Origin of the sequence: Bradyrhizobium sp. (genome assembly GCF_027451485.1) — a bacterium.
In the GTDB taxonomy this organism is placed as follows: Bacteria; Pseudomonadota; Alphaproteobacteria; order Rhizobiales; family Xanthobacteraceae; genus Bradyrhizobium.
On the sequence record NZ_DAIDJE010000007.1, the window covers coordinates 1 to 22,998 of the forward strand.

Below are 22,998 nucleotides of genomic sequence, written 5' to 3' on the forward strand. Positions count from 1 at the left end.
GTCTGCATCGCGCGCGACCGCAAGGGGCTTTACAAGCTGGCTTTGGCCGGAGAAATCAAAAACTTCACCGGCATCGACCAGATTTATGAGCGGCCGGACAACGCCGAAATCGTTCTGACGCCAGACATGGGTTCCGCCGAGCAGATGGCCGACCGCGTCGTCGATTATCTCTACGACAAGGACTACATCGCTTCCAGCTGATCGCTGCAATCGCGGACGCCCCTGACGGGCAGCGGATTCAGATTGAGGTTTCCGGATTACCGTGGCAGTTGAGCAAGCCTGCCAAGCGAGCGAGTTTCACAACGACGCCAAGGGATGGCTTTGTTAGCGTGAACTCGCGCCGCCCCTGCTGGACCGCTCCGGCATCGCATCCGGGCGGGAAAAGCTACGGTCAACTTTGTACTTAATCATGCAAATTGGCCGCGGACCGTTGCGAGAGGACTTGTGAATGTCCGTCGGCTACTCCGGGGCGATCGGCGAGACGTCCTTCATCTCAATTCGCGACAGAGCCTGGTTGATTTGCCGAAGCTCGCGCTCGATCTCGGGTAGACTCTCAGTGGACACCCACTGACGACGTTCCACAAGCACCCGTTTCCTTTCCAGCAGTTCGAGGACATCGCTCATGTTGACGACATGGCCGAGTGCATCAGGATATCTCCCGGGGGAGTTTCCAGTCGGGCTGAGGCTCGTACGGTTGCTCCACTTTCTCGATGCGGTACTCCGGCGGCAGAATCCGGGCGCCCGGTTCACCTGCCCTCGGCATTTCCGCAATGAGGCCCTCAGACAAGGCAGCGCTCATCGCCTGCTCTTCGGTTGAGTAGGTGCGGGCAAGCTGAGTACCTCCCCGGAACAGCGCATAGGACGCCCGCTCGCTACTCGGCTCCCTACTGGCCTCTTTCCGGTAATCCCTTGCGGCGTCTCGAAGGATATCCCTCACCGAGTCGTCCACCGTTTGGTCCGCGATGCTTTCCGCTTGATCCGCCTGCCTCTGGAGATTTTGCGATTGCGTGCTCATGAACGCCCGACCTCCCGAGTTCTGCGCTGTTCCTCCAACCCATTCTTCCCCCTCAGCTTGTCAATGAGAGCTGAGGCCTCCGCCTTCGTGAGGTTCTTATCCGGCATTGGCTTGTGGGCCTGCTCGCTGAGAGTCTTCAGATAAGACTCCTGAGCGCCCGTCATCGGGTCATCTCCTGAAACCCAGTCCTTGGGGTCTTTCTCGGTGTTGTCGGCCATGAGAACTCCTTTGCCCATTAACTTCGGAATGGTCTCTTCGTTCCCGTTGCGTTCCGACTCACGCGCGGGAGCGGACGATTGAGGCATAAAAGCACCCCGGCGATCTTGGCGTTCGATCAACACTTTGAAGCACCGACAGGACGGCTTCTGGTGCTCAACCGACCTCGTTCATTCGACGTAACAGAACGTCAGCGGAGTTCCGTTCCGTTTGGCTTGTTGTACCTCTCCGCTCGCGTTAGCCCCTGCAGCGTCGGACCTTCCAAGGCGGATTACGCGCTTGCTTCGTTGATCAAGGCGTCTGTTACAGCGAGGTCTGACAGGTCGCCCATCGCCATTGTTCCTGAGGCTTGTTCGTGCTCCCACGTTTTTCGAACGTTGTGGATACAAACGCGTTAGGTAAGCCGGAGTGCCCAACATGTCCGCACCTCTTATCGTATCAATTCCCCATCGCCTCGGCCGTGAAGAGGCCAAGCGCCGCATCGAGGTCGGTTTGACGCGCGCGGTTGCCAGCATACCGGTCCTTCAGGTCGACGAAGAAAGATGGGAAGGCGACCGCCTGGTTTTTCGCGTGCGCGCCCTTGGGCAAGTGGCGTCCGGTCACCTCGACGTGGCGGAGGATCATGCGCGCCTGGAAGTTTCGCTCCCCTGGCTATTGCAGCGCTTCGCCAAAGCAGCGCAGGTGGCGATCAGAAACCGCGGAAATCTGCTGCTGACCAAGCGGAGCTAATCCAACCCGGACAGAAAAACGAGTCGGTCGCTAAGGAGGATATCATCGCGTCAAGCGGCGTTGCTCGAACACCTCGCCTGTCGGCTGGCTCCTGAGGCACGAGAAACGGTCGCGCCGCCTCGACCCGGTTGAAAGGAAATGAACCGTTGTCACTACCCACCTGTCGCGAAACCGGGATAGAGCGTCATGCCTCCATCCACAAACAATGTGGCACCGGTCACATAATCGGAAAAATCTGACGCCAGCCACGCGGCTGCCCGCGCAATGTCCTCCGGCTCTCCGATGCGTTTGTATGGCACAAGGGTCATCAGGTCTCGGTAGGCGTCGGCCGTTGCCCAGGCAGCCCGATTGATGGGTGTACGGATAGCACCGGGCGCAATGCCGTTGACCCTGATGGTGTATGGCGCGAGCTCCTGAGCGATACTGCGCATGAGCTGCATTATCCCTCCTTTGGACGCGGCATAGTTGGCATGGCCCGCCCACGGGATTTCCTGATGGACCGAGCTCATCATGATAAGCTTGCCGGCGGCCCGGGAAACGCCTTGAACAACGCCACGCCTCTTGAATTCCCGCACGGCCTCTCGCGCACAAAGAAATTGTCCAGTGAGGTTGACGCTGATGACCTTATTCCACTGTTCGAGGGTCATTTCGTCGATCGCGGCATCCCGCTGTAGTCCTGCATTTGTCACGACGACATGAAGTGTTGAAAAATGGCTGATAGCCTGCGCGAACATGGCCTGGACTTCGGCCTCGTTGCTCACGTCCGCCTTGATGACAACGGCGCGGCGTCCCTTGGCCTCGACCGCGTGGGCGATTTCCTCTGCCGCCGGCAAATCCGCGATGTAGTTGATCACAATGTCGGCGCCAGACGCAGCGAGCCCCAGCGCCACAGCTTTTCCTATGCCGGAATTAGCCCCGGTTACCAATGCCGGTTGTCCTTCAAGCACCACCGGATACGGCTTGTGCGGCGGGACGGCTCTGGGTTCGGCAGGGCCGGCGGGGTCGCGCTTGTCTTCATTTTCATTCATCTTTCAAATTCCATTCAATGCGAATGACCGTGGCTGGGTATGCTCGTCACTGTCGACTTCGCTCGATCATCGAACCCTGCAGCTCCAGCGAGCCGATGCGCGGAGTTAACCAGTGCAATGTGAGAGAAAGCCTGAGGGAAATTGCCAACGAGGCGTTGTGTATCCGGAGCATACTCCTCCGACAGCAGACCCACATCGTTGCGCAGCTTGAGCAGTCTCTCGAACAGCGCCTTCGCATCGGCGTGACGGCCGATTAGCGCATAAGCTTCCGCAAGCCAGAAGCTGCATGCCAGAAAGAGCCCTTCTCCACCCGGGACGCCGTCGTCCGATGCACTCGTGTCGTAGCGACGGACCAACCCGTCGACCACCAACTCGGCTTCTACGGCTTCGACGGTCGAACGTACTCTCGGATCGTCAGGCGAAAGGAAGCCTACAAGCGGAAGCCGGAGAAGAGTCGCATCCAGTTGCGTCCCGCCATACGCCTGGACAAACGTCTTGCGCTTTTGGTCGAAGCCCTTCAGGCAGATGTCTTCGTGGATGGCTGAGCGGATCGACTTCCATCGTTCGACCGGGCCTTTCATTCCATGTTCCGAAGCGCTCTTGATGCTGCGATCGAAAGCGACCCAGCACATGACCTTGGAATAGGTATAGTGCTTGGGTGGACTGCGCGCCTCCCAAATGCCCTGATCCGGATTCCGCCAAATCTTTTCGAGATGATCCAGCAGGACGCATTGGATATCCCAGGCTCGCTCGTTCTCAGACAGGCCGCCCCGCCGCGCTTCGTAAAGTGCGTCCATCAATTCGCCGAACACATCGAGCTGAAGCTGGGTATGGGCAGCATTTCCGATGCGGACCGGACGGGAGTCCTCGTACCCGCCGAGCCATGGGATTTCGCGTTCCGGAAGATGCCTCTCGCCGGTGACGCCATACATGATCTGCAACTGATCAGGACTACCGGCCACCGCGCGGAGCAGCCAATCCCTCCAGGCAACAGCTTCGTCGTAATAGCCGCTCCTCATCAGTGATACGAGAGTAAGCGTCGCGTCGCGTATCCAGCAGAAGCGGTAGTCCCAGTTACGTGAACCTCCGAGTTGCTCCGGCAAGGAGGTCGTCGGTGCCGCGACGACCCCGCCGCTCGGGCCAAATGTCAGCGCCTTCAGTGTGATCAGGGACCGTGCGACGGGCTCGGAATAGGGGCCCGGAGCGGTGCAGCGGCCAGACCAACTCCTCCAGAACGCTTCCGTTGACTGCAGGAGATCATCGGGATCTCCGCCCTTGTCGGTCGGCGGCATAAAGGAGACATGGTAAGATAGCGCGAACGTGATCCGCTGTCCCTTTGTCATCGAGAACGAGCCTATGGTCTTCATGTCCTGACCTCGCAACGGCGCTTCGGTCGCGAGCAACAGCATGTGAGGGCCTCCGACGAAGGTAAGCGAGCGATCATCGGCGCGCGTCACCCACGGGACGGTATCGCCATTGTCGAAGCGAACGACGAGTTCTGTCTCGATCTCGGAATTCCCGTCGAGGCACTCGATGATCCTGATAAGCTTTGAAGATCCGCGTTTCGGCGGCATAAAGTCGATAAGTCGAACGCGGCCTTTTTCGAGTTCAAACGTCGTTTCAAGAATGAGAGTGCCGGCCCGATAGCGACGGCTGGAAGAGACGAATTGTTTCGGCGCCAGCAACCATCTTCCATTCCCCGGAGCGCCGAGAAGAGATGCGAAGCAAGCGTCCGAATCGAAGCGCGGCAAGCAAAGCCAATCGATCGATCCCTCACGCCCAACCAGCGCGGCTGTCTCACAATCGCCGATCAGCGCGTAATCCTCAATGCGGGCCATGTTCTAAGGAACTTCGACGCAGCCGCTTTGTTTCGCGTGCGATGTGACCAACGACGTAGCACCTTGGTCGCAGGTCAGCGTCCCGCGATCGATAATCATTTCGCGACCGTGGAACTTTTACGTCGCTCGGGAATGATCGCTGCGACCGCCACTTTCCTCCCGGCATCGAAGAGCCAGTGAGACCTCTCCTGTGAACGACGACTATTACGACGCCATCATCATTGGATCAGGTCCGGGCGGAGGTTCAGCTGCCTGGCGCCTTGCCCGGACGGGAAAGCGAATTCTCATTATCGAGCGGGGAGACTACCTGCCGCGCGAACGCGAGAATTGGGACACGAGCGAAGTCTTCGCGAAGGCGCGGTATCAGGCAGATGAGACCTGGTATTCCTCCTCTGGGCATCGCTTTCGGCCCGGTCTTCACTATTTCGTCGGCGGTAACTCAAAGGTCTATGGCGCCGCTCTTTTTCGCCTTCGCGAGGAAGACTTCCACGAGATCACATTTCCCGACGGTGTCTCGCCCGAATGGCCCTTAAAGTACGACGTGTTCGAGCCATGGTATCAGGCTGCCGAGGAGCTGTTCCAGGTCCATGGCGCACGTGGCGAGGATCCGACGGAGCCCTGGTCCAAATCGCCTTATCCCAAACCGGCAGTCAGTCACGAGTCCCGCATCCAGAAATTATCCGACGACCTTGTCAACGCCGGATTTCATCCCTTTCATCTCCCCCTGGGCGCCTTGATGGATGAAGACGGAAAGGGAGGCACGCTCCCTCACTCCCCGCTACTGCGATGCGATCCTTTCGACGGCTATCCCAGCCTGACGAACGGCAAGGCAGACGCCCAAATCATCTGTATTGATCCAACACTTGCAACTCATTCGAACGCGAAGCTATTGCGAAACGCCTATGTCGAGCGGCTTAATACGGATCCCGCCGGCGGGCAGATCATCAGCGCCGACGTCTTAATTAACGGTGCGCGGCGCGTCTTTCGCGCGAACGTGTTTATCGTAGCCTGCGGTGCTCTGTCATCCGCCCTTCTGTTCCTGCGTTCGGCCAACGACCGGCACCCGGATGGGCTTGCAAACCGGTCCGGCCTGGTCGGCCGCAACTACATGCGCCACAACAATACGACCGTGCTTGCGATCTCGAAATCACCGAACGAGACGAAGTTTCAGAAGACCCTGGCTTTGAATGATTTCTATCATGGCCATTCGAAGAGCGTCATGAACAAATGGGACTATCCGCTCGGTCACATTCAGCTCGTAGGGAAATCAGACGGCAGCCAGATCGAGATCGAGGGGCTGCCCGATTTCCTTCATTGGCTACCCGCCCGTCCATTTGAGTTCATCGCGCGACACTCGGTTGATTTCTGGCTAACGTCCGAGGATCTTCCTCTTCGCGAAAACAGGATCTTCTACAAGGATGGCCGCGTGCATTTGGACCTGACGGAAAGCAACATGGAGTGCCACCGCCGGTTACGCGAGACACTTCGCAGCATGCTCGACCAGCTCGACATCCATCCGCACCTGTTTGACCGCACTCTGTACGTCGGAAAGGACGTGCCTGTTGGCGGCACGGCGCATCAATCCGGTACGCTTCGGTTCGGTGAAGATCCGCAGAACAGCGTCCTGAATCTCGACTGCAGGACCCATGAGATCGAAAATCTTTATGTCGCTGATGCGAGCTTTTTCCCCTCGATAGGTGCCGTCAATCCCACCTTGACCATCATCGCGAACGCACTGCGCGTTGCCGAGACGATTTCGTCGAATATCTGGCGGTGATGATGAGAGACCCGAATTCGCCATTTGTTCAAGTCGACTGGCTTGCTGTCGATCGGGAGACGCGTTGTTCTGAATTACTGGCGATCGGTGCCTCGATGGCGGAGCGACCTTAAGCGCGCCGAGAGATGGGCTAGTACAGCGGGCGTGGCGTGGCCCGCTCCCAGAAGCGCATCCTGGTGATGATTATGCCTTCGCCGGCGGTATGCCCGGATATCCTTCGAGCATCGGACGGCCGTACGAACGGCTATCTGTTCGGGTCCCTGATTGTCTGGCGCGCTCAATGCCAGAGCCGGCAGCACATCCGGCGCAACAGCGACTCGCGGAGAAAGAGGCGGTCCGATGTCAAAGAGCTTGTTCAACGTGGCCTGCACCGAGCAGTGATCGAATGGATAAATTCCGCTCGGCCGGACAATGCTGCCGGGCGGAACATAGGGAGACACCAGAAGGGTCGGCACACGGACCCCATACCTGTCGAACCGGAATCCGTCGGGATACGGGCCGCCAGGAGATACTGCCGACGGCGGCGGCACATGATCGAAGCAGCCGCCATGCTCATCATAGGTGATGATCAACAGAGTACGCGGCCAGGTCGGAGCCGATCTGAGAATGTTATAGACGCTAGCAACGAGCGCCTCACCGTCCTGCAGATCGTGCGGGGGATGCTGATCGTTTGGAAGCGCCTTCGCACGCAAGCTTGCGTAATATCTCGGTTCGATGAAGCTGTACGATGGCAACTGCCCCGCGCTTGCATCCGCCGCAAACTCCGGGTCGAAGAAGCAAAAGTGCGTTGGGATCTTCGGCCAAAGATCTACCAGTGTCGCAGCCTGTGGCAGGTCGTGGAAATAGACCCTCCACGTATAGCCACACCGATCCAGGCGTCGGAAGATTGTTGGCATAAACCGCGGCCACCGATACGGAAAACTGGATCGCCTGTTGTTCACGTAACCGCCAGCCGTACCGCAATGCATGAAGTATCTGTTGGGCCATGTTTCGCAGGGCGCTGATGCGAACCAACGATCCGACACGCCGAAACTCCTGGCCAGCAGCGTGGTCGAGCGGAGGTGTTCCGGCCGGTAAACGTGCATGACCGCTTTTGGATCTGCACGGGAGTCGTTCCCCCGCTGACGCACGTAATTGTCGACAAACCCGTTCATATCGGGCTCGTCGCTCCGACCAAGTCCGTAGATTTGCATTTCCATGTCGCTGAAGAGCTCTCCGGGGTCTGCGTCCGGAAGATTCGGCGGATCACTTGCTTCACTGCTCCACACCGACACGCGATCGACTGATCCGTCTTCTCTGTGCTGAGGATTCCATTCATTCATGTCGAGACCGTCGAATTGCTCCGCTTTCGGATAGAGCCGGCCCAACACGTTGTCGAAAGACCTGTTCTCAAGCATGAGCACGACGACGTGATCAATCTTGCGCATGCCTGATCTCGCGATCTTCTCAACGCCGATACGACAGATGCTGGAGGTGCATTGAGCGATCGATAATGGTGGCTGAGTGAAGCCTTGAGTGCCCTGCAGATCCAAACCCGCTAGACTCGGCAAGGTTCCTTGAATGGACTTTTCCTCTCGCATGGCGGCGCTCGCGGCAATCGACGGCCAGCGAAGAACACAAGTTATTTTGGCGCAAAACGCCCGCGATCAGGCCGATGTTGGATAGCGCTCGAAAACAGCGCGCCTGAAAACTCTCAATCTCGCTGCGACTGGGAACGTCGTTTCCGAGTGGAATACCCGCGCCGACGGCGAGCAATGCCTTGCTAGCCTCCCCCTACGGCGACCTGTGTGCCCCCGCCGAAATCGACCAGCTCGATCCGCCGACATCCGGATGGCGAATTTTATAACCTCGAACTTCGGCTAATTCCGACGCAAGCCGAATGACATGAGGCGATTGTCAGAACGCGACGATTAGCAAATCAGCATCCCCTGCAAATGTTGCTTACCGCCTGATCGGCTTTCTGGTTTTGCTGGTCTATCTTTGAGTCGCTGCGTTGCTCTTGCGTGACCGTCGGTTTGCTTGGGCCCGGCATCGTTGTCCCATTGGTTCGAAGTGCGTTGTCGGTCGACGGAGAGCCCGAGGTTGCTGCCGTGCCGGTGGAGATGGTGCCGGGCGCCGGTTCGTCGGTTACTCCCCCTAGCCCCTCCGGCGACGGCCCGCGAGGTACTGGCACAGGCCGCGCCGTCTGCGGGGTAGCCACCCCAACTGTGCCGGTGTTGTTTGGAGTCTGAGCGGGGCTGACGCCGTTCGGGAAGTCGGCCGTGTTACTCAGGACGCCTGTGCCTGCTGCCCTATTCGGGTTGCCATTGCCCGCTGGCCTTGGGCTTGTACCTGTCGCGGCAGGATGCGCCGGGCCGGCCGCAGTTCCAGAAGATCCGGTTGAAGTCGCCGGGGCTCCAGCTGCTGAATGCGCCGCGCCCATGCCGCCGCCAGCGCTGCCGGCACCTCCCGCGCTCCCGCTCGAGCCACCTCCGCCGCCGCCGCCCGCGGCGAAGACGGCTGTCGGCAGAGCCACACCGAATAGAAGTAGCAATGGGTGTAACTTCATCGACGCGTTCCTTTTGCCACCAAGCCAACATGTCGCCTTTTGTTCCCACAGCTCCCACGGCAAATGCGTTTTCGCACATGTGGCGATCGCAGCAGTCGTTCCGATCCGCCCGGGGAGCAGCGGGGGCGATTTGAATGGGGGCAAGCTTGCACATCGGACGCCCTCTCGTCCCCAGCCTGGTTGTTCCTGCCCCTGAGCTGGATCAAAGCTGCCCGCGTATGTTGGCGTAAACAGGATCAGCATCCTTGACTGACGGGTGTGATCCGGGACAGCCCCCTGCAGCGCTCCAGAAGGTAAAGCAGGGGGCTGGTTCATTGATCACGTTTCGGCGACGCCGGACACTACGTTATACAGGCGCTGGAATTTGAGCGAAGAATGCCCTGCTAAAAGGACGAGGGTCGTCGTTATACGCCATTCGACAGCAGGGACAGGCTTGCGCCTATTTACTCTTGGTCGCTGTATTATTCTGAGTCGGACTGGCCGGTTGGGATGATGTCCGTTGCCCGGTGGTTTGCGCTGGAGGGTTTGCGGCCGTGTTCGAGCGGTGGTTCCACCAACCGCCATACCAGCCACCCCAACCAACAACGATGATGATAGCAATAATCACCCAAAGCCATACCCATCCACCGCCACCGCGAGGATCACGCGGCGAATACGGATCACGGGTCGTGCGCGGATCGTTCATCGACATGAGCCAACCTCTTTCATACTCAACATCTGGAAAACCGCTGGCGTATGGACCCGTTCCACCGAGGCATGGCGCTGATGAGCGCGAACTTGTTCCCATCCAAGCGAGTTGACTTGCCGATAACACAGGTGAATTCGACGCTCGCTGAACCCATAAGTCCTAAATCCGAAGAAAAACGGCCGGTGAAGGAGGCCGTCCTCAGCGGCTGCGGGTTAGGAGTGAGCGCAACGACCGCTGCGCCAAGCGCAGACGAATTTGATCCGGATTGAATGCCGGGGGCCTGATGCACAAGCGGCCTCGCTGGCTTTGGCTTGCGAGGAGCAGCGAGCTATATCAGGCGAGCCTTGACGAACGGATCGGCCTTTCGGAAAGCGGCCTGATCAGCTTGACGTCCTTCAATAACCTGTCCCTCCATCTCTTGCTCCACCGAAGAGGCATTCAGGAGGCATCGAATTCTAAGCGGGACTCGGCGATCTCCGTAACCGCCTGGTCGCTCGAGCAAGGAACCGTCCTATGCCCGCAATGCTTGTTCAATGAATTGTCTGGACGATCATGATGAACAAGGCGATTGTTCGTATTGTCGGCCTCTGTATCCGCCATCGCTGGTCCGCGATCGCTGCGGGAACGCTACTATTGCTTGCGACCACGGCCTATGACTTTGTCCGATTTTCCATCAACACGGACATCGAAGCGCTGCTCTCGCCGAAGCTACCCTGGCACCAGCGCCAGATGGAGCTAACGAAAGCCTTTCCGCAAAAGGGGATCATCGCTGTCGTCACCGGGCCAACTCCGGAGAATGCTGCAATTGCCACCGCCGCGCTTGCCGAGAAGCTCGCCAAGGATCCCCGTCTGTATCAGCAGGTGACGCAGCCCGAGACAGGCGACTTCTTTGACCGCAACGGATTGTTGTACAGTTCCTTGTCCGAAGTCAGGAACACAGCCGAAGGACTAAGTCGCGCACGCCCCTTCCTGGCCGAGCTGGCGGCCGATCCGAGCCTGCGCGGCGTCGCGAACGTACTTGCCGAGGCGGCGGAAAGCGTTCAGACCGGCCGTCTCAAGCTGGAACAATTGGCTTGGCCACTCTCGCTTGCAAAGCAGACCCTTGGCGATGTGCTCGCCGGCCGGCCCGCATTCTTTTCCTGGCAGGAACTGCTCGACGGCCATGCGCTTCCGGCTGGTCGCGCGAGACACTTCGTCGAGATCGCGCCCAGACTCGACTTCAGCGCGCTGCAACCGGGCCGCGCCGCGACGAACGGCATTCGAAAGGCCGCCGCCGACATCAGGGGCCTTGGAGCTGACGTTCGCCTGACCGGTCAGGTGCCGATGAATGATGACCAGTTCTCCGTTATCCGACATAGCGCGTTGCGCGACACGCTGACGGCAGCGCTTGGCGTTCTGGTCGTCCTATGGCTCGCGCTGCGTTCGTTGAAACTGATTGCCGCCGTCTTCTTCAGTCTGATTGTCGGTCTGGCGACGACAGCCGCGCTGGGCCTCGTCATGGTCGGGTCATTCAATTTGATCTCGATCGCATTTTTTGTGCTGTTCGTTGGTCTTGGTGTCGACTTCGGTATCCAGTTCAGCGTGCGTTATCGAACGGAGCGATATGAGTTAGGTGGCTTGCGGCAGGCGCTCTGCAGCGCGGCCCACAAGGCGGGAAAGCCGTTGTCGCTGGCGGCAGCCGCTACGGCCGTCGGCTTTTTCGCCTTCCTGCCTACAAGCTACCGCGGACTTTCCGAACTTGGCCTGATCGCCGGATGCGGCATGCTGATTGCCTTTGTTTGCAGCATCACGCTGGTACCCGCGATGCTGGCCGTCCTCGATCCTCCGGGCGAGCCAGCTCCCGTCGGTTTCGGGAGCTTGGTTCCCCTCGACCATTTCCTGCAGCGCCACCGCATCGCCGTGATCGTGAGCACCTTCGTCGTCGTGCTCGCCGGTACACCACTGCTGTTTCACTTGAACTTCGATTTTAACCCGGTCGACCTGCAAAATCCGAATTCGCCTTCCGTCGTGACATATCGAAAATTGCAGTCGGAGCCCCAGACCAGCGGCAACGACGCGGAAATCCTGGCCCCATCACTCAAGGAGGCCGACAATATCGCCAAACGCCTTTCTTCGCTTGCCGAGGTCTCCCGGGCGTTGACGCTGAAGAACTTCATACCGGGCGAGCAAGAGCAGAAAATCGCAGCGCTGCATGATGCTGCACAGATCCTCGGACCAGTGCTCAACGCGCGAAAGGCTACCGCGCCAACCGACCCGGAGGATGTCGCGGCGATCCGGCATGCCGCAGACGCTCTTGATCGCGCATCAGCCGGGGCAACGGGAAGCGCGGCCGACGACGCGCGAGCCCTATCGTCTCTACTGAAGCAGCTTGCAAGCTCTCCCTTCGACGCGCGAAGCCGGGCCGCCACCGCTATCCTATCGCCCTTGAATTACGATTTGGCCCGCCTCCGCAAGAGCCTCGCCCCGCAAACGGTCACTATGGAGACTCTGCCTCCCAATCTGGTGCGCGACTGGATGCTGGCAGACGGTCGCGCACGGGTGCAGGTGCTGCCGAAGGGCGATCCCAATGACATCAATGTATTGCGCAAGTTTGCCGCCGCAATCCTCAGGGCCGAGCCCACGGCAGCTGGAGCGGCCGTCAGTTATTTTGAATCGGCGCAAACGGTCATCCGCGCATTCATGGAAGCGGGTATCCTTGCTCTTGTCGCCATTGCAATTCTGCTCTTCATCGCTCTGCGACGCGTGGTCGATGTTCTCCTCACACTGGTCCCGTTGTTGCTGGCTGGTGTCGTGACGCTGGAAATTTCCGTGCTGTGGGGACTGCCGCTCAACTTTGCGAATATTGTCGCGCTACCGCTGCTCCTCGGCGTCGGCGTCGCGTTCAAGATCTATTACATCATGGCGTGGCGCGCTGGAAAAACCGGCCTGCTGCAGTCAACTCTGACACGCGCTGTGATCTTCAGCGCCATGACCAATGCGGTTGCATTCGGAAGCATGTGGGCGTCATCCTATCCCGGCATGTCGAGCATGGGTAAAATGATGGGTTTGTCCCTGCTCTGCACAATGGCGGCCGCCGTGCTGTTCCAGCCGGTCCTGATGGGCCGGCCCAGAACAATCCAGCATCACGACGAGATGCACTCGCTGCCCGAAGCGGCCGAATAGATCGTAGCACTCTGACTGAGACCCCGGCGAGTTTACAAATCCTATTGAAAGGCAGCACATGCTCCCGATCGAGCTGGGGATTCGACGGGTCTCCGCGCCGCTCTTTATTGGATTTACTCGACAGGCTCTGCGTACCCAACATTCGGGCGGCCGCGACATTCGCCTGTCCTCGTCAAAGAAACGATGCGGCGCTGTGGCCTCTCTCTCCGGCACGCGCCGCTCTGAGACACAAGCGGCAGCCTGACGGCGAACAATGTGGCGAAATAAGCTTGTCCCGCGGGCTTTGGCCTCGCGCCGGTTGACAAGAATCAATCCGTCAGGCCCGAATCGCACTTATATTTTTTCGGTCTGAGGATAATAGCATTCCTACAACCGTCTGAGCCATAGGTAAGGGAATAGATGAAGTTCCAGGCAAGTCGACGAGGGGCTCATGAGAAGATTGATTATTTTCGCGGCATTGCTGGCGACGACCAGCGCGGCGTCCGCTGCGGACCTGTCCTTGAAGGCTCCGGCCTCGCCCGCGCCCGCGCCGTTTGAACCATGGGATATCGCGTTCGGCAGCGGCATTGTGAGCGATTATATTTTTCGTGGCGTGACGCAATCGAATCACCAGCCTTCCGTCACCGCTTATTTTGAACCGCGCTATAACGTGACCAAAGACCTCCAGCTCTACGTCGGCACGTCCGCAGAGAGCATCGATTATGCGAACCGCGCCGCGGCCGAGGTCGACGTCTACGGCGGTATCCGGCCGACCTTCGGCGCCTTTGCCCTCGATTTCGGCGTGTGGGGCTACCTCTATCCCGGCGGAAGCTGCACCGATAACGTCCTGACCGGGGGGATCCCCGGCGGCAATGTCTGCCCCGTCAGCACCAGCACGATTTTCCTCGCCGACGGCAATGTCATGAAAAAGGACGTGAGCTTTTTCGAGGTCTATGGCAAGGCCAACTACACGGTCAACGATAGCTGGCAAGTCGGCGTGACCGAATTCTATACGCCGAGCTTCCTGAACTCCGGCGCATGGGGCGACTATGCTTCGATCACCGCCAAGTACACCGCGCCCGGCAACCTCTTCGGCAAGAGCGGTGTCGGCATGTATGTGTCTGGCGAATTCGGCCGGCAGTGGCTCGGCACCACCGATGCGTTCTACGGTACCGGCCCGGGCACTCTCTTCGCCGGCGGCATTCCCTATGCGAGCTACAACACCTGGAACCTCGGCATCGGCTTCACCTACAAGGTGTTCACGCTCGACATCCGCTATTCGGATACCGACCTGTCGAAGGGCAATTGCAACGCGTTCACCAGCGCCTTCAATGCCACCGGTACTACCAACGTCACGCCGATCAACCCGGGCGGCGCCGGCTCCAACTGGTGTGGCGCCGCCGGCATCGTCAAGCTTTCGGCCGACCTGACTGCGATGACCAGCCTGAAGTAATCTGGTCGCAGCTCTACTCCGAACTACGCGCGAGAGTTTGCCTTCTGAAGCGAAGCCGAAACTCGCGCGTTCATGCGAGGATAGAGGTTGCGACAGGCACAGCGCGACCGATCGCGCAAATCAGCCTACCAGCCGCGCGATCAGCGCGCATATGGCGATTTGCGCGAAACGCAACAACGATTCGAAATGCCGCGCGAACGGATTGCCTTCGTTTTCGAGATCGAGCTCGAACGTCTCTGACGGAAAAACAAAGGCGCATTGCGCCGATTCGCTTTTCGCTCGAGCAAAGGCAAGCGCAGACCTCTTGAGCAAAAACATTCCGCCGATCCGCCCGGTCGACTCGCGAGCGACCCACAACCCTGCTTTGTTCCGGCCGATGAAAAAGGCGGGAATCGCGGCGTTGAGAATGTCTTGGCCGAGTGGCTTCAATTCAACACCCGGTGCTTCAGTGCGGTCCGAGGCTCGTGCAACGAAGCTTTCGGATTGGTGGCACCGAGGTCTTCCAACGCGTGCGGCTTCCGAGGCTGCATGCTGAATGTGGCCGCTTACGAAAGCGTCAGCCTTGGCTCGGAAACCGCGCAAGATGCGATTGCTCAGTTGCTCTATGTTTGAACGGGATGTGTTCCCAGTCATGGTGGCCATTGTGGCCTCCTCAGCATTCGACGCTCACTATTTGCTGAATCGACCATAGGAATGCGAGATGGCTCGCGATCGCGCAGCATAAAGGCGCTGTAAGAACTGAGCGAGATCTTGTCCTCTATAGAACTACTATGCGGAAGATACCGGAATAATCTCGATTTCTTATGCGCTCATGCGCATTTTGGCTCGATGGCGCGTCCTGCCATGGAGCACGAACATGGCTCACAACTTCACCAGTGATTACAAGCAACTCGCTTCAGTTCGCCGGGAGGAACAGCGTAGCTATCGCTTCGGCCGGCGCAGAGAGAACCATGCCCGAGGTACATTCGCGCTACATCGCGCAAACAGTTATCTGAAAGCTCTCATCCAATCGATCGCCGATGCAAAATTCCGTCGGAAGATGCGCGAGCTCGAGCTGAGGGGCGCGCGTCGGGATACTCGGGACGAGCTCTGGATTCCAGATGAGCTGCGTGATCGCGACGCAATCAAATAGGTCGGACATGTGGCCCTACTCACGCGCTTGGATCAGGTTTAGCTCGCTTTCGCGGACCGTTCTTTCAGGAGTTCTGACGCTTCTGTTTCCGACATGGTTCGGGCCTAACCGGAAATATCAGCCGGAAGAGTATTATATGCGCGGTCCGGGACCGAAATGGCGTGCCAAGCACCCATCGCAACCGGGACGCTGAAGGAAATGACTGTCAAGCTTCGGCGGTGATGGTCAGATCCTCGTCAAGGCTGGCTATCGCATTGGCGACAACTGCTTTCGCAGGGTCGTCCAAAGGGACGATCGGCAGACGGGTTTGCGGATGCATGAAGCCGAGCAGGCTTAAGGCATATTTCAGCGCTGCCGGACTTTCCTTCGCGAGGCAGGCTTCAAGCGCAATCAGCCGCTTTTGCAGATACCGCGCGGTCTGCAGGCGCCCCTGCTTCAGGTTCGAGAGAATGGTGAGACACAGGTCGGGCGTCACATTCGATGTGAATGAGATGCAGCCGTCTCCGCCGGCGGCGAAATAGGGCAGCGCCGTTGCATCGTGCCCCGAGAGGAGCCGAAAGCCCTCTTGCAATTGCGGACGCAACCGCATCGGCCGCGTAAGATCGCCGCTGCCGTCTCGCAGCCCGATGAATCCTTTGGATTCCGAAAGACGCAAGAGTGTGTCATCCGCCAATTCCCGTGCCGATCGTGCAGGGATATCATGCAGAATGATCGGTAGGTCAGCCGCGTCCGCGATAGCCCGGAAATGCGCATAGAGACCATTCTGCATCGGCTTGTTGTAATAAGGTACGACCGACAGCACGGCGTCCGCGCCGGCCGCTTTGGCGAGTCGCGTCAGTTCGATCGCGCGGCTTGTAGAATTCGAACCCGCGCCTGCGATGATCCGGGCGCGTCCCCTCGCGATGCCGACGGCCGCGCGGATGATCGTGCCTCGCTCTTGAGCCGAGAGTGTCGCGGCTTCACCGGCGGTCTCGCAGACCACCAGGGCGGACGCACCGGCGGCGATCTGACGCTCGCACAATGCTTCCATGGCATGCACATCGATCTGGTCCGACTCATCGAAAGGCGTGGGCATATCGGGGATGTAGCCCGACAGCCATGCAGTGGTACTTGCCGGCGAGATCATGCAGCCTGCTCCATCTCTGCCATTCGAGCCTCCCGAGATGTTACCTGGCTCAGGCTGCGCGCGGCGCGACGAAGGTCCGCAGATTGGCGGAGGAAATATCGAGTTCGATCTCGCGCGACACCTCGATGATGGTTTCCGGTCGATGGCCGTTCTCAAAGAGGGCGTATTTGAGCGCTTGCGCACGGTTGACGAACAGGCCGCCAAACAAGCCGTTTTGTTCGCGGGCAATCCAGTTGCCCCGGCCGTTGTGGCCAATAAAGACGATGATGGAAGCGGCACGGCCGCACGAGGGAGGTTCGACGAGCTTCATATTGATGGTCCTTCCAGAGAGGCAGCCGATAATGCGGAAGAAGGCCGCCTTGAGACGACGAAATATCTGCAGGACCGGGTATGAATTCGAGAGTGGAGCAAGGCTGATCACATAAGCGCCGCATAGAATTATGGCTCATGATTTTCCGAAGTCCGTGAAGGTGGGTGCACTGATGGAGCATGAACTTCGGAAAGTCGGCACTAGACCGGCATGTCCTGGGTGACGATGCAGATGAGACAGTATGCCGCCACAAATGCGAGCATCTCATCCCAATGGTTGAGAGTTGGTTCGAAGGGCCGCTCACGCCTGATGACTGCGACAAAAGCGCTGACGATGCCGGCCATCCATGTCAGCGCTGCGAAGCCCCTGGCAAAGCCAATACCGCTGAACGCGGCGCAGCTTGCGAGGACGATGGCGGTCAGGAAAAACCGGATCAACACCCGGCTGGATCCGAATGGCGGCAGATGGTCCGGTCGCGCCACGGTCCGATACTCAGGCGAAATTGTCGCAGCAAAGCCGAATGAATTCCGAATCCGGCCGCGCGAATGGTTCAGGAATGCTGGACGTGACGGACGATGCGGCAGCCGCTTGAGCTTCGATGAACGCGCTCAGAATTGCGAGAGCGAGGTCGGGATGGCTCGCCTCGTGCGATTCATCGAGCCAATCCGGCAGCTCTCGCTGGCGCGACAGAGCGCAGTGCCATTCGCCGTCGTCGTAGGCGATACGGCGGATGTGCCAGAGCGGCAGTTCCAATTCGAGCAACACCAGCGCTACGTCGATCCAGGCGCGGGCAGCTATCAACTGCTCAAGATGCAAGGCTATTTCGCTGTGACCCGGCACCAGAGCGCGTCGCTGGCTGACATTGAGGATTTCCGCCATCAGCTCGGGCGTTGCTGCCTGGGCTTTGCGAAGCTTTGCAGCGAGTTCCAGGGACACCTGCGTCTTCAGGCCAATTCGCATACCGCCCATCACACACATTGAGACTGAACGCGCCTGGAATGGCGCCGAAGTACAAGAATGGCGCGAAGCGTATTTGAAATCGATATGGCGTAGAGGGCTTACCTATAAGCCCTTCATAGGCATCGCCTGTCGGCGAGTCCGCGAGCGCGCCATTTATACGATTTATATATCTTTCAGTTTAGCGGCGTCTCGAAAACATATTCGCCGAGTGGCATCTCACGGCCGTGTCGGGGGCATCGCCGCAGGTTCCGCGTGTTTCAGATTGATTCATCGCAAAGCGGCCTTGCTGAACGGCGCTGATGGTTATCAGGCGCACAGTGGGAGCATTCAAATGATGGACGTTCTGATGATCGCCCTTACGTTCGGCTTTTTCGCCCTCGCCATCGGCTATGCCTACGCCTGTGAACGGCTGTGAGGAGATAAGCCATGATCTTCGACTATTCGCTGGCCGCGGTCGTCTCGCTCGGCCTCTTGTTCTACCTGACTTACGCCCTGCTGCGACCTGAGCGGTTCTGACCGCGCGCATCTCCTAGAGGCACATATCCATGTCCGTCATCGGCTGGCTCCAGATCATTCTCTATTGCGTCATCATCGCAGCGCTCACCAAGCCGCTCGGCTGGTACATGACGCGCGTCTTCAACGGTGAGCGGACTTTCCTTTCGCCGGTGCTGCGGCCGGTGGAGGTCTCCCTGTACTGGATCAGCGGTGTCGACGAGGGGCGCGAGCAGCATTGGCTGACCTACACCATCTCCATGCTCCTGTTTCATGTGGGCGGCGTTCTCATCATCTACGGCTTGATGAGGCTCCAGGCGTTCCTGCCGTTAAATCCGGCTGGACAATCGGCCGTGGCCGAAGATCTTTCGTTCAACACGGCGATGTCCTTCATCACCAATACCAACTGGCAGAATTACGGCGGCGAGAGCACGCTGTCCTATCTCGTTCAGATGGTTGGTCTGACCCATCAGAACTTCCTCTCCGCGGCGACCGGCATCGTGCTTGCCGTCGCATTGATCCGCGGCTTTGCGCGCGCTTCGGTGCGCACCGTTGGCAATTTCTGGGTCGATGTCACCCGCTGCACGCTCTATATCCTGCTGCCGATCTGCATTGTCTACGCGCTGTTCCTGGTCTGGCAGGGCATGCCGCAGACCCTTGGCCCTTATATCGAAGCGACGACGCTGGAAGGCGCCAGGCAGACCATTGCCGTCGGCCCAGTTGCTTCGCAAGTCGCGATCAAGATGCTCGGCACCAACGGTGGCGGCTTCTTCAATGCCAACGCCGCCCATCCGTTCGAGAATCCGACGGCGCTGTCGAATTTCGTACAGATGATCTCGATCTTCGCTCTCGGTGCGGCGCTGACCAATGTGTTCGGCCGCATGGTCGGCAACCAGCGGCAGGGCTGGGCCATCCTCGCGGTCATGGGCGTGTTGTTTATCGCCGGTGTCATCGTCTGTTACTGGTCCGAGGCCAATGGGACCGGGATGATGCACGCGCTGGGGCTCACCGGCGGCAACATGGAAGGCAAGGAAGTCCGTTTCGGCATCGCGGCGTCGAGCCTGTTTGCCGTCATCACCACGGCCGCTTCCTGCGGCGCGGTCAATGCGATGCATGACAGCTTCACCGCGCTCGGCGGCATGATCCCGCTCATCAATATGCAACTCGGCGAGATCATCGTCGGCGGCGTCGGCGCGGGTCTCTACGGCATGCTGCTGTTCGTCGTGCTGGCGATTTTCGTCGCCGGCCTGATGGTAGGCCGCACGCCGGAATATGTCGGCAAGAAGATCGAGGCCCGCGAGGTCAAGATGGCGATGCTTGCCATTCTCGTCCTGCCTTTGATGTATCTGGGCTGGACCGCGGTGGCCGTGGTGCTGCCGTCGACGGCCTCGGCGATGAACAATGCCGGTCCGCACGGCTTCACCGAGGTGCTCTACGCCTATACGTCGCAAACCGGCAACAACGGCTCGGCCTTCGCCGGCCTTTCCGGCAACACTGTGTTTTACAATCTCACGGGTGCCGTCGCGATGTTCGTCGGCCGCTTCTTCATGATCATTCCTGCGATGGCGATTGCCGGATCGCTGGCGGCGAAGAAGTCGATCCCGCCTTCCGCCGGGACATTCCCGACGACCGGCGGCCTGTTCGTGGGCCTCGTCGTCGGCGTGATCCTCATCATCGGCGGTCTCACCTTCTTCCCGGCACTGGCGCTCGGCCCGATCGTCGAGCATTTGGCGATGAATGCCGGCACCACGTTCTGAACGATCCCTTTCGGAGTGACCTCCATGGAACCCGTCGTCAAAATGAATAAGCGCATGCCGGTCGCCACGATGCTCGATACCAAGATCTTGATACCGGCCATCGGCGCCGCTTTCGCCAAGCTTGATCCACGGCAGATGGCCAGGAACCCGGTGATGTTCGTGGTCGAGGTCGTCGCCGCACTGACGACGGTGATCTTCCTGCGTGATCTCGTGACCGGCGGTACCGATCTTTCCTTCACCTTGCAGATCATCGTCTGGCTATGGTTCACGGTGGTGTTTGCAAACTTTGCCGAAGCCGTAGCCGAAGGTCGTGGCAAGGCGCAGGCGGAAACGTTGCGGAAGACCCGCACGGAGAGCCAGGCCAAGCTCCTGGCCGGCTCGGGTCGCGACTACCGCCTGGTGCCGGGGACCAGCCTCAAGGTCGGAGATATCGTGCTGGTCGAGGCCGGCGACAACATTCCCTCCGACGGCGAGGTGATCGAGGGGGTTGCCTCGGTGAACGAAGCCGCGATCACCGGTGAATCCGCGCCCGTGATCCGGGAGTCTGGCGGCGACCGCTCGGCGGTGACCGGCGGCACGCAGGTGCTGTCCGACTGGATCCGCGTTCGGATCACTGCGGAGCAGGGCTCGACCTTCATCGACCGCATGATCAGGCTGGTCGAGGGCGCCGAGCGGCAGAAGACGCCGAACGAGATCGCGCTGAACATTTTGCTGGCGGGCCTCACCATCATCTTCGTGTTTGCGACCGTCACCATCCCGAGCTACGCGACTTATGCCGGCGGCTCCATATCTGTCGTCATCCTGGTGGCGCTGTTTGTCACGCTGATTCCGACCACCATCGGCGCGTTGTTGTCGGCGATCGGCATTGCCGGCATGGACCGCCTGGTGCGTTTCAACGTGCTGGCGATGTCGGGCCGGGCGGTCGAAGCTGCAGGCGACGTCGATACGCTCCTGCTCGACAAGACCGGCACGATCACGCTTGGCAACCGCCAGGCGACGGCCTTCCGCCCTGTTCGCGGCGTTCCCGAGCAGGAGCTGGCGGATGCGGCTCAGCTCGCCTCGCTCGCGGATGAGACGCCGGAGGGGCGCTCGATCGTGGTGTTGGCCAAGGAGAAATACGGCATCCGCGGCCGCGACATGGGCGAATTGTCCGCGACTTTCGTACCCTTCACGGCGCAAACCCGGATGAGCGGCATCGATGCCGCCGGCTCGTCGGTGCGCAAGGGCGCGGTCGATGCCATTCTGAATTATATAAATGGAGGCAGTGTAGCCCAGGCGACCGCGTCTGGAGGCGCGGTCCGCGCGATCCAGGCTGCGTCTCACTCGGAAGCCGGACGCGATGTTCTGGCGATCTCCGACGAAATTGCCAAGGCCGGCGGCACGCCGCTGGCGGTGGCGAAAGACGGCCGTCTGCTTGGCGTCGTCCATCTCAAGGACATCGTCAAGGGCGGCATCCGCGAGCGCTTCGCCGAGCTGCGCCGCATGGGCATCCGCACGGTGATGATCACCGGCGATAACCCGATGACGGCTGCGGCTATCGCGGCAGAAGCCGGAGTCGACGACTTCCTTGCGCAGGCAACGCCCGAAGACAAATTGAAGCTGATCCGCAATGAGCAGGCCAAGGGCAAGCTGGTGGCGATGTGCGGTGACGGCACCAACGACGCGCCGGCGCTGGCGCAAGCCGATGTTGGTGTCGCCATGAATACCGGCACCCAGGCCGCTCGCGAGGCCGGCAACATGGTCGATCTCGATTCCAACCCGACCAAGCTGATCGAGGTGGTCGAGATCGGAAAGCAGCTTCTGATGACACGCGGGGCGCTGACGACGTTTTCGATCGCCAACGACGTCGCCAAGTATTTCGCGATCATCCCGGCGATGTTCCTCGCGTTTTACCCGCAGCTTTCGGTGCTCAACGTGATGCAACTGGCAAGCCCGCAAAGCGCAATCCTCTCGGCGATCATCTTCAACGCGCTGATCATCATCGCGCTGATTCCGCTGGCACTGAAGGGCGTGGCCTATCGCGCCGTCGGAGCCGGCGCACTTCTGCGCCGCAACCTGATGATTTACGGCGTCGGCGGCATCATTATTCCGTTTATCGGCATCAAGGCGATCGACCTCCTCGTCACCGCCTTGCACCTCGCTTGAGGAGGCAGTCATGTTGAGAGAAATCCGTCCTGCGATTGTCCTTCTTGTCGGCCTGACGCTGATCACGGGCCTCGCCTATCCGCTTGCCATGACCGGCCTTGCCGACGCGTTCTTTCCGAAACAGGCCGCGGGAAGCCTGATCGAGAAGGACGGCAAGGTGATCGGTTCTGCCCTGATCGGGCAGGAATTCAAGGACGACAAATACTTCCACGGCCGTCCGTCGGCGACGACTGCGCCGGACCCGGCCGACGCCTCGAAGACGGTGCCTGCGCCGGATAACGCGGCGAATTCCGGTGGGTCGAACCTCGGGCCGACCAGCAAGGCCTTGGCTGACCGGCTCAAGGAGGACGTGGACAAGCTGAAGGCGGAGAATCCGTCGCAACCGGTCCCAGCTGATCTTGTGACCACGTCCGCGAGCGGCCTCGATCCGGACATCTCGCCGGAAGGTGCGCTGTTTCAGGTCCCGCGCGTCGCGAAGGCTCGCGGCATGTCGGAGGACACACTTCGGCAACTGGTGGCGGATAACACCTCCGGCCGCCTGATCGGGATTTTTGGCGAGCCCAGGGTTAACGTGCTGGCGCTCAACCTGGCGCTCGACGCCGCGGGCCAAAGCCGGGTCCACTAGGCCCGGCGCGGCCTCACG

General features: G+C 59.8%; 22 protein-coding genes. 11 read left to right on the forward strand and 11 right to left on the reverse strand.

Going from position 1 to position 22,998, the window contains the following annotated elements; all coding sequences use genetic code 11:
• A partial coding sequence (locus tag NEZ08_RS00850; RefSeq protein WP_298102070.1) for an adenylyl-sulfate kinase occupies positions 1-201 on the forward strand: 201 nt, incomplete at its 5' end.
• Positions 202-459: 258 nt separating this feature from the next.
• On the opposite strand, the gene NEZ08_RS00855 is transcribed toward NEZ08_RS00850, so the two are convergent.
• The 3 genes from NEZ08_RS00855 to NEZ08_RS00865 are packed head-to-tail and all read right to left on the reverse strand — an operon-like array spanning position 460 to position 1,233.
• Positions 460-624 carry a hypothetical protein gene (locus NEZ08_RS00855; protein WP_298102073.1) on the reverse strand — a complete coding sequence of 55 codons (165 nt, stop codon included), beginning with the start codon at positions 622-624 and terminating at the stop codon, positions 460-462.
• 22 nt (positions 625-646) lie between these two features.
• The gene (locus NEZ08_RS00860) at positions 647-1,015 is read right to left on the reverse strand and encodes a hypothetical protein (protein ID WP_298102075.1); all 369 of its coding nucleotides are present in this window, start codon (positions 1,013-1,015) and stop codon (positions 647-649) included.
• On the reverse strand, positions 1,012-1,233 hold the full coding sequence (locus tag NEZ08_RS00865; protein ID WP_298102078.1) for a DUF3072 domain-containing protein: 222 nt from the start codon (positions 1,231-1,233) through the stop codon (positions 1,012-1,014). The genes NEZ08_RS00860 and NEZ08_RS00865 overlap by 4 nt, the downstream gene beginning before the upstream one ends.
• A gap of 415 nt (positions 1,234-1,648) precedes the next feature.
• Here NEZ08_RS00865 and NEZ08_RS00870 point away from each other — a divergent pair, with 415 nt between their 5' ends.
• Positions 1,649-1,960 (forward strand): polyhydroxyalkanoic acid system family protein, encoded by a 312-nt coding sequence (locus NEZ08_RS00870; RefSeq protein ID WP_298102081.1) that lies wholly within the window; start codon positions 1,649-1,651, stop codon positions 1,958-1,960.
• A gap of 152 nt (positions 1,961-2,112) precedes the next feature.
• Here NEZ08_RS00870 and NEZ08_RS00875 read toward each other — a convergent pair whose 3' ends face one another.
• Both NEZ08_RS00875 and NEZ08_RS00880 read right to left on the reverse strand, forming a co-directional pair.
• Positions 2,113-2,988, reverse strand: a complete 876-nt coding sequence (locus tag NEZ08_RS00875) for an SDR family oxidoreductase (protein ID WP_298102083.1) — start codon at positions 2,986-2,988, stop codon at positions 2,113-2,115.
• A 14-nt stretch (positions 2,989-3,002) separates the two neighbouring features.
• Complete coding sequence (locus NEZ08_RS00880) at positions 3,003-4,826, reverse strand: glycoside hydrolase family 15 protein (RefSeq protein ID WP_298102086.1); 1,824 nt, start codon at positions 4,824-4,826, stop codon at positions 3,003-3,005.
• A gap of 190 nt (positions 4,827-5,016) precedes the next feature.
• On the opposite strand from NEZ08_RS00880, the gene NEZ08_RS00885 reads away from it, so the two are divergent.
• On the forward strand, positions 5,017-6,603 hold the full coding sequence (locus NEZ08_RS00885; RefSeq protein ID WP_298102089.1) for a GMC oxidoreductase: 1,587 nt from the start codon (positions 5,017-5,019) through the stop codon (positions 6,601-6,603).
• A 74-nt stretch (positions 6,604-6,677) separates the two neighbouring features.
• On the opposite strand, the gene NEZ08_RS00890 is transcribed toward NEZ08_RS00885, so the two are convergent.
• Positions 6,678-8,183 carry an alkaline phosphatase family protein gene (locus NEZ08_RS00890; protein ID WP_298102092.1) on the reverse strand — a complete coding sequence of 502 codons (1,506 nt, stop codon included), beginning with the start codon at positions 8,181-8,183 and terminating at the stop codon, positions 6,678-6,680.
• Between the two features lie 2,211 nt (positions 8,184-10,394).
• Between NEZ08_RS00890 and NEZ08_RS00895 the strand changes: the two genes are divergently transcribed.
• On the forward strand, positions 10,395-13,001 hold the full coding sequence (locus tag NEZ08_RS00895) for an MMPL family transporter (protein WP_298102095.1): 2,607 nt from the start codon (positions 10,395-10,397) through the stop codon (positions 12,999-13,001).
• Between the two features lie 430 nt (positions 13,002-13,431).
• Entirely contained in the window at positions 13,432-14,433 is a 1,002-nt protein-coding gene (locus tag NEZ08_RS00900; protein ID WP_298102098.1) for a TorF family putative porin, read from the forward strand.
• A 120-nt stretch (positions 14,434-14,553) separates the two neighbouring features.
• On the opposite strand, the gene NEZ08_RS00905 is transcribed toward NEZ08_RS00900, so the two are convergent.
• Positions 14,554-15,075, reverse strand: coding sequence for a hypothetical protein (locus NEZ08_RS00905; protein WP_298102101.1), 522 nt, complete (start codon positions 15,073-15,075; stop codon positions 14,554-14,556).
• A gap of 214 nt (positions 15,076-15,289) precedes the next feature.
• Here NEZ08_RS00905 and NEZ08_RS00910 point away from each other — a divergent pair, with 214 nt between their 5' ends.
• Complete coding sequence (locus NEZ08_RS00910; protein WP_298102106.1) at positions 15,290-15,565, forward strand: hypothetical protein; 276 nt, start codon at positions 15,290-15,292, stop codon at positions 15,563-15,565.
• Between the two features lie 205 nt (positions 15,566-15,770).
• Here NEZ08_RS00910 and dapA read toward each other — a convergent pair whose 3' ends face one another.
• The 4 genes from dapA to NEZ08_RS00930 form a co-directional block, all read right to left on the reverse strand.
• Positions 15,771-16,691 carry a 4-hydroxy-tetrahydrodipicolinate synthase gene (dapA, locus tag NEZ08_RS00915; RefSeq protein ID WP_298102109.1) on the reverse strand — a complete coding sequence of 307 codons (921 nt, stop codon included), beginning with the start codon at positions 16,689-16,691 and terminating at the stop codon, positions 15,771-15,773.
• Between the two features lie 49 nt (positions 16,692-16,740).
• On the reverse strand, positions 16,741-17,001 hold the full coding sequence (locus NEZ08_RS00920; protein ID WP_298102112.1) for a hypothetical protein: 261 nt from the start codon (positions 16,999-17,001) through the stop codon (positions 16,741-16,743).
• A 200-nt stretch (positions 17,002-17,201) separates the two neighbouring features.
• Positions 17,202-17,441 carry a hypothetical protein gene (locus tag NEZ08_RS00925; RefSeq protein WP_298102115.1) on the reverse strand — a complete coding sequence of 80 codons (240 nt, stop codon included), beginning with the start codon at positions 17,439-17,441 and terminating at the stop codon, positions 17,202-17,204.
• A gap of 52 nt (positions 17,442-17,493) precedes the next feature.
• A complete protein-coding gene (locus NEZ08_RS00930) occupies positions 17,494-17,937 on the reverse strand; it encodes a hypothetical protein (RefSeq protein WP_298102118.1) in 444 nt (147 codons plus the stop codon).
• A gap of 286 nt (positions 17,938-18,223) precedes the next feature.
• Between NEZ08_RS00930 and NEZ08_RS00935 the strand changes: the two genes are divergently transcribed.
• The 5 genes from NEZ08_RS00935 to NEZ08_RS00955 are packed head-to-tail and all read left to right on the forward strand — an operon-like array spanning position 18,224 to position 22,980.
• Complete coding sequence (locus NEZ08_RS00935; protein ID WP_298102120.1) at positions 18,224-18,376, forward strand: hypothetical protein; 153 nt, start codon at positions 18,224-18,226, stop codon at positions 18,374-18,376.
• Between the two features lie 11 nt (positions 18,377-18,387).
• Positions 18,388-18,477: a K(+)-transporting ATPase subunit F gene (locus NEZ08_RS00940; RefSeq protein ID WP_298102122.1), complete on the forward strand. Its 90-nt coding sequence runs from the start codon at positions 18,388-18,390 to the stop codon at positions 18,475-18,477.
• Between the two features lie 29 nt (positions 18,478-18,506).
• Positions 18,507-20,210, forward strand: a complete 1,704-nt coding sequence (kdpA, locus tag NEZ08_RS00945; protein WP_298102125.1) for a potassium-transporting ATPase subunit KdpA — start codon at positions 18,507-18,509, stop codon at positions 20,208-20,210.
• Between the two features lie 24 nt (positions 20,211-20,234).
• Positions 20,235-22,355 carry a potassium-transporting ATPase subunit KdpB gene (kdpB, locus tag NEZ08_RS00950; RefSeq protein WP_298102128.1) on the forward strand — a complete coding sequence of 707 codons (2,121 nt, stop codon included), beginning with the start codon at positions 20,235-20,237 and terminating at the stop codon, positions 22,353-22,355.
• A 10-nt stretch (positions 22,356-22,365) separates the two neighbouring features.
• Positions 22,366-22,980, forward strand: coding sequence for a K(+)-transporting ATPase subunit C (locus NEZ08_RS00955; protein ID WP_298102131.1), 615 nt, complete (start codon positions 22,366-22,368; stop codon positions 22,978-22,980).
• The last annotated feature ends 18 nt before the right edge of the window (positions 22,981-22,998 follow it).

Bases quoted from the DNA above. Each gene is read 5' to 3' on its own strand.
- NEZ08_RS00855 (WP_298102073.1), bottom strand. From the start codon at position 624: ATGAGCGATGTCCTCGAACTGCTGGAAAGGAAACGGGTGCTTGTGGAA.
- NEZ08_RS00860 (WP_298102075.1), bottom strand. From the start codon at position 1,015: ATGAGCACGCAATCGCAAAATCTCCAGAGGCAGGCGGATCAAGCGGAA.
- NEZ08_RS00865 (WP_298102078.1), bottom strand. From the start codon at position 1,233: ATGGCCGACAACACCGAGAAAGACCCCAAGGACTGGGTTTCAGGAGAT.
- NEZ08_RS00870 (WP_298102081.1), top strand. From the start codon at position 1,649: ATGTCCGCACCTCTTATCGTATCAATTCCCCATCGCCTCGGCCGTGAA.
- NEZ08_RS00875 (WP_298102083.1), bottom strand. From the start codon at position 2,988: ATGAATGAAAATGAAGACAAGCGCGACCCCGCCGGCCCTGCCGAACCC.
- NEZ08_RS00880 (WP_298102086.1), bottom strand. From the start codon at position 4,826: ATGGCCCGCATTGAGGATTACGCGCTGATCGGCGATTGTGAGACAGCC.
- NEZ08_RS00890 (WP_298102092.1), bottom strand. From the start codon at position 8,183: ATGCGAGAGGAAAAGTCCATTCAAGGAACCTTGCCGAGTCTAGCGGGT.
- NEZ08_RS00895 (WP_298102095.1), top strand. From the start codon at position 10,395: ATGAACAAGGCGATTGTTCGTATTGTCGGCCTCTGTATCCGCCATCGC.
- NEZ08_RS00900 (WP_298102098.1), top strand. From the start codon at position 13,432: ATGAGAAGATTGATTATTTTCGCGGCATTGCTGGCGACGACCAGCGCG.
- NEZ08_RS00905 (WP_298102101.1), bottom strand. From the start codon at position 15,075: ATGGCCACCATGACTGGGAACACATCCCGTTCAAACATAGAGCAACTG.
- NEZ08_RS00910 (WP_298102106.1), top strand. From the start codon at position 15,290: ATGGCTCACAACTTCACCAGTGATTACAAGCAACTCGCTTCAGTTCGC.
- dapA (WP_298102109.1), bottom strand. From the start codon at position 16,691: ATGATCTCGCCGGCAAGTACCACTGCATGGCTGTCGGGCTACATCCCC.
- NEZ08_RS00920 (WP_298102112.1), bottom strand. From the start codon at position 17,001: ATGAAGCTCGTCGAACCTCCCTCGTGCGGCCGTGCCGCTTCCATCATC.
- NEZ08_RS00940 (WP_298102122.1), top strand. From the start codon at position 18,388: ATGATCTTCGACTATTCGCTGGCCGCGGTCGTCTCGCTCGGCCTCTTG.
- kdpA (WP_298102125.1), top strand. From the start codon at position 18,507: ATGTCCGTCATCGGCTGGCTCCAGATCATTCTCTATTGCGTCATCATC.
- kdpB (WP_298102128.1), top strand. From the start codon at position 20,235: ATGGAACCCGTCGTCAAAATGAATAAGCGCATGCCGGTCGCCACGATG.
- NEZ08_RS00955 (WP_298102131.1), top strand. From the start codon at position 22,366: ATGTTGAGAGAAATCCGTCCTGCGATTGTCCTTCTTGTCGGCCTGACG.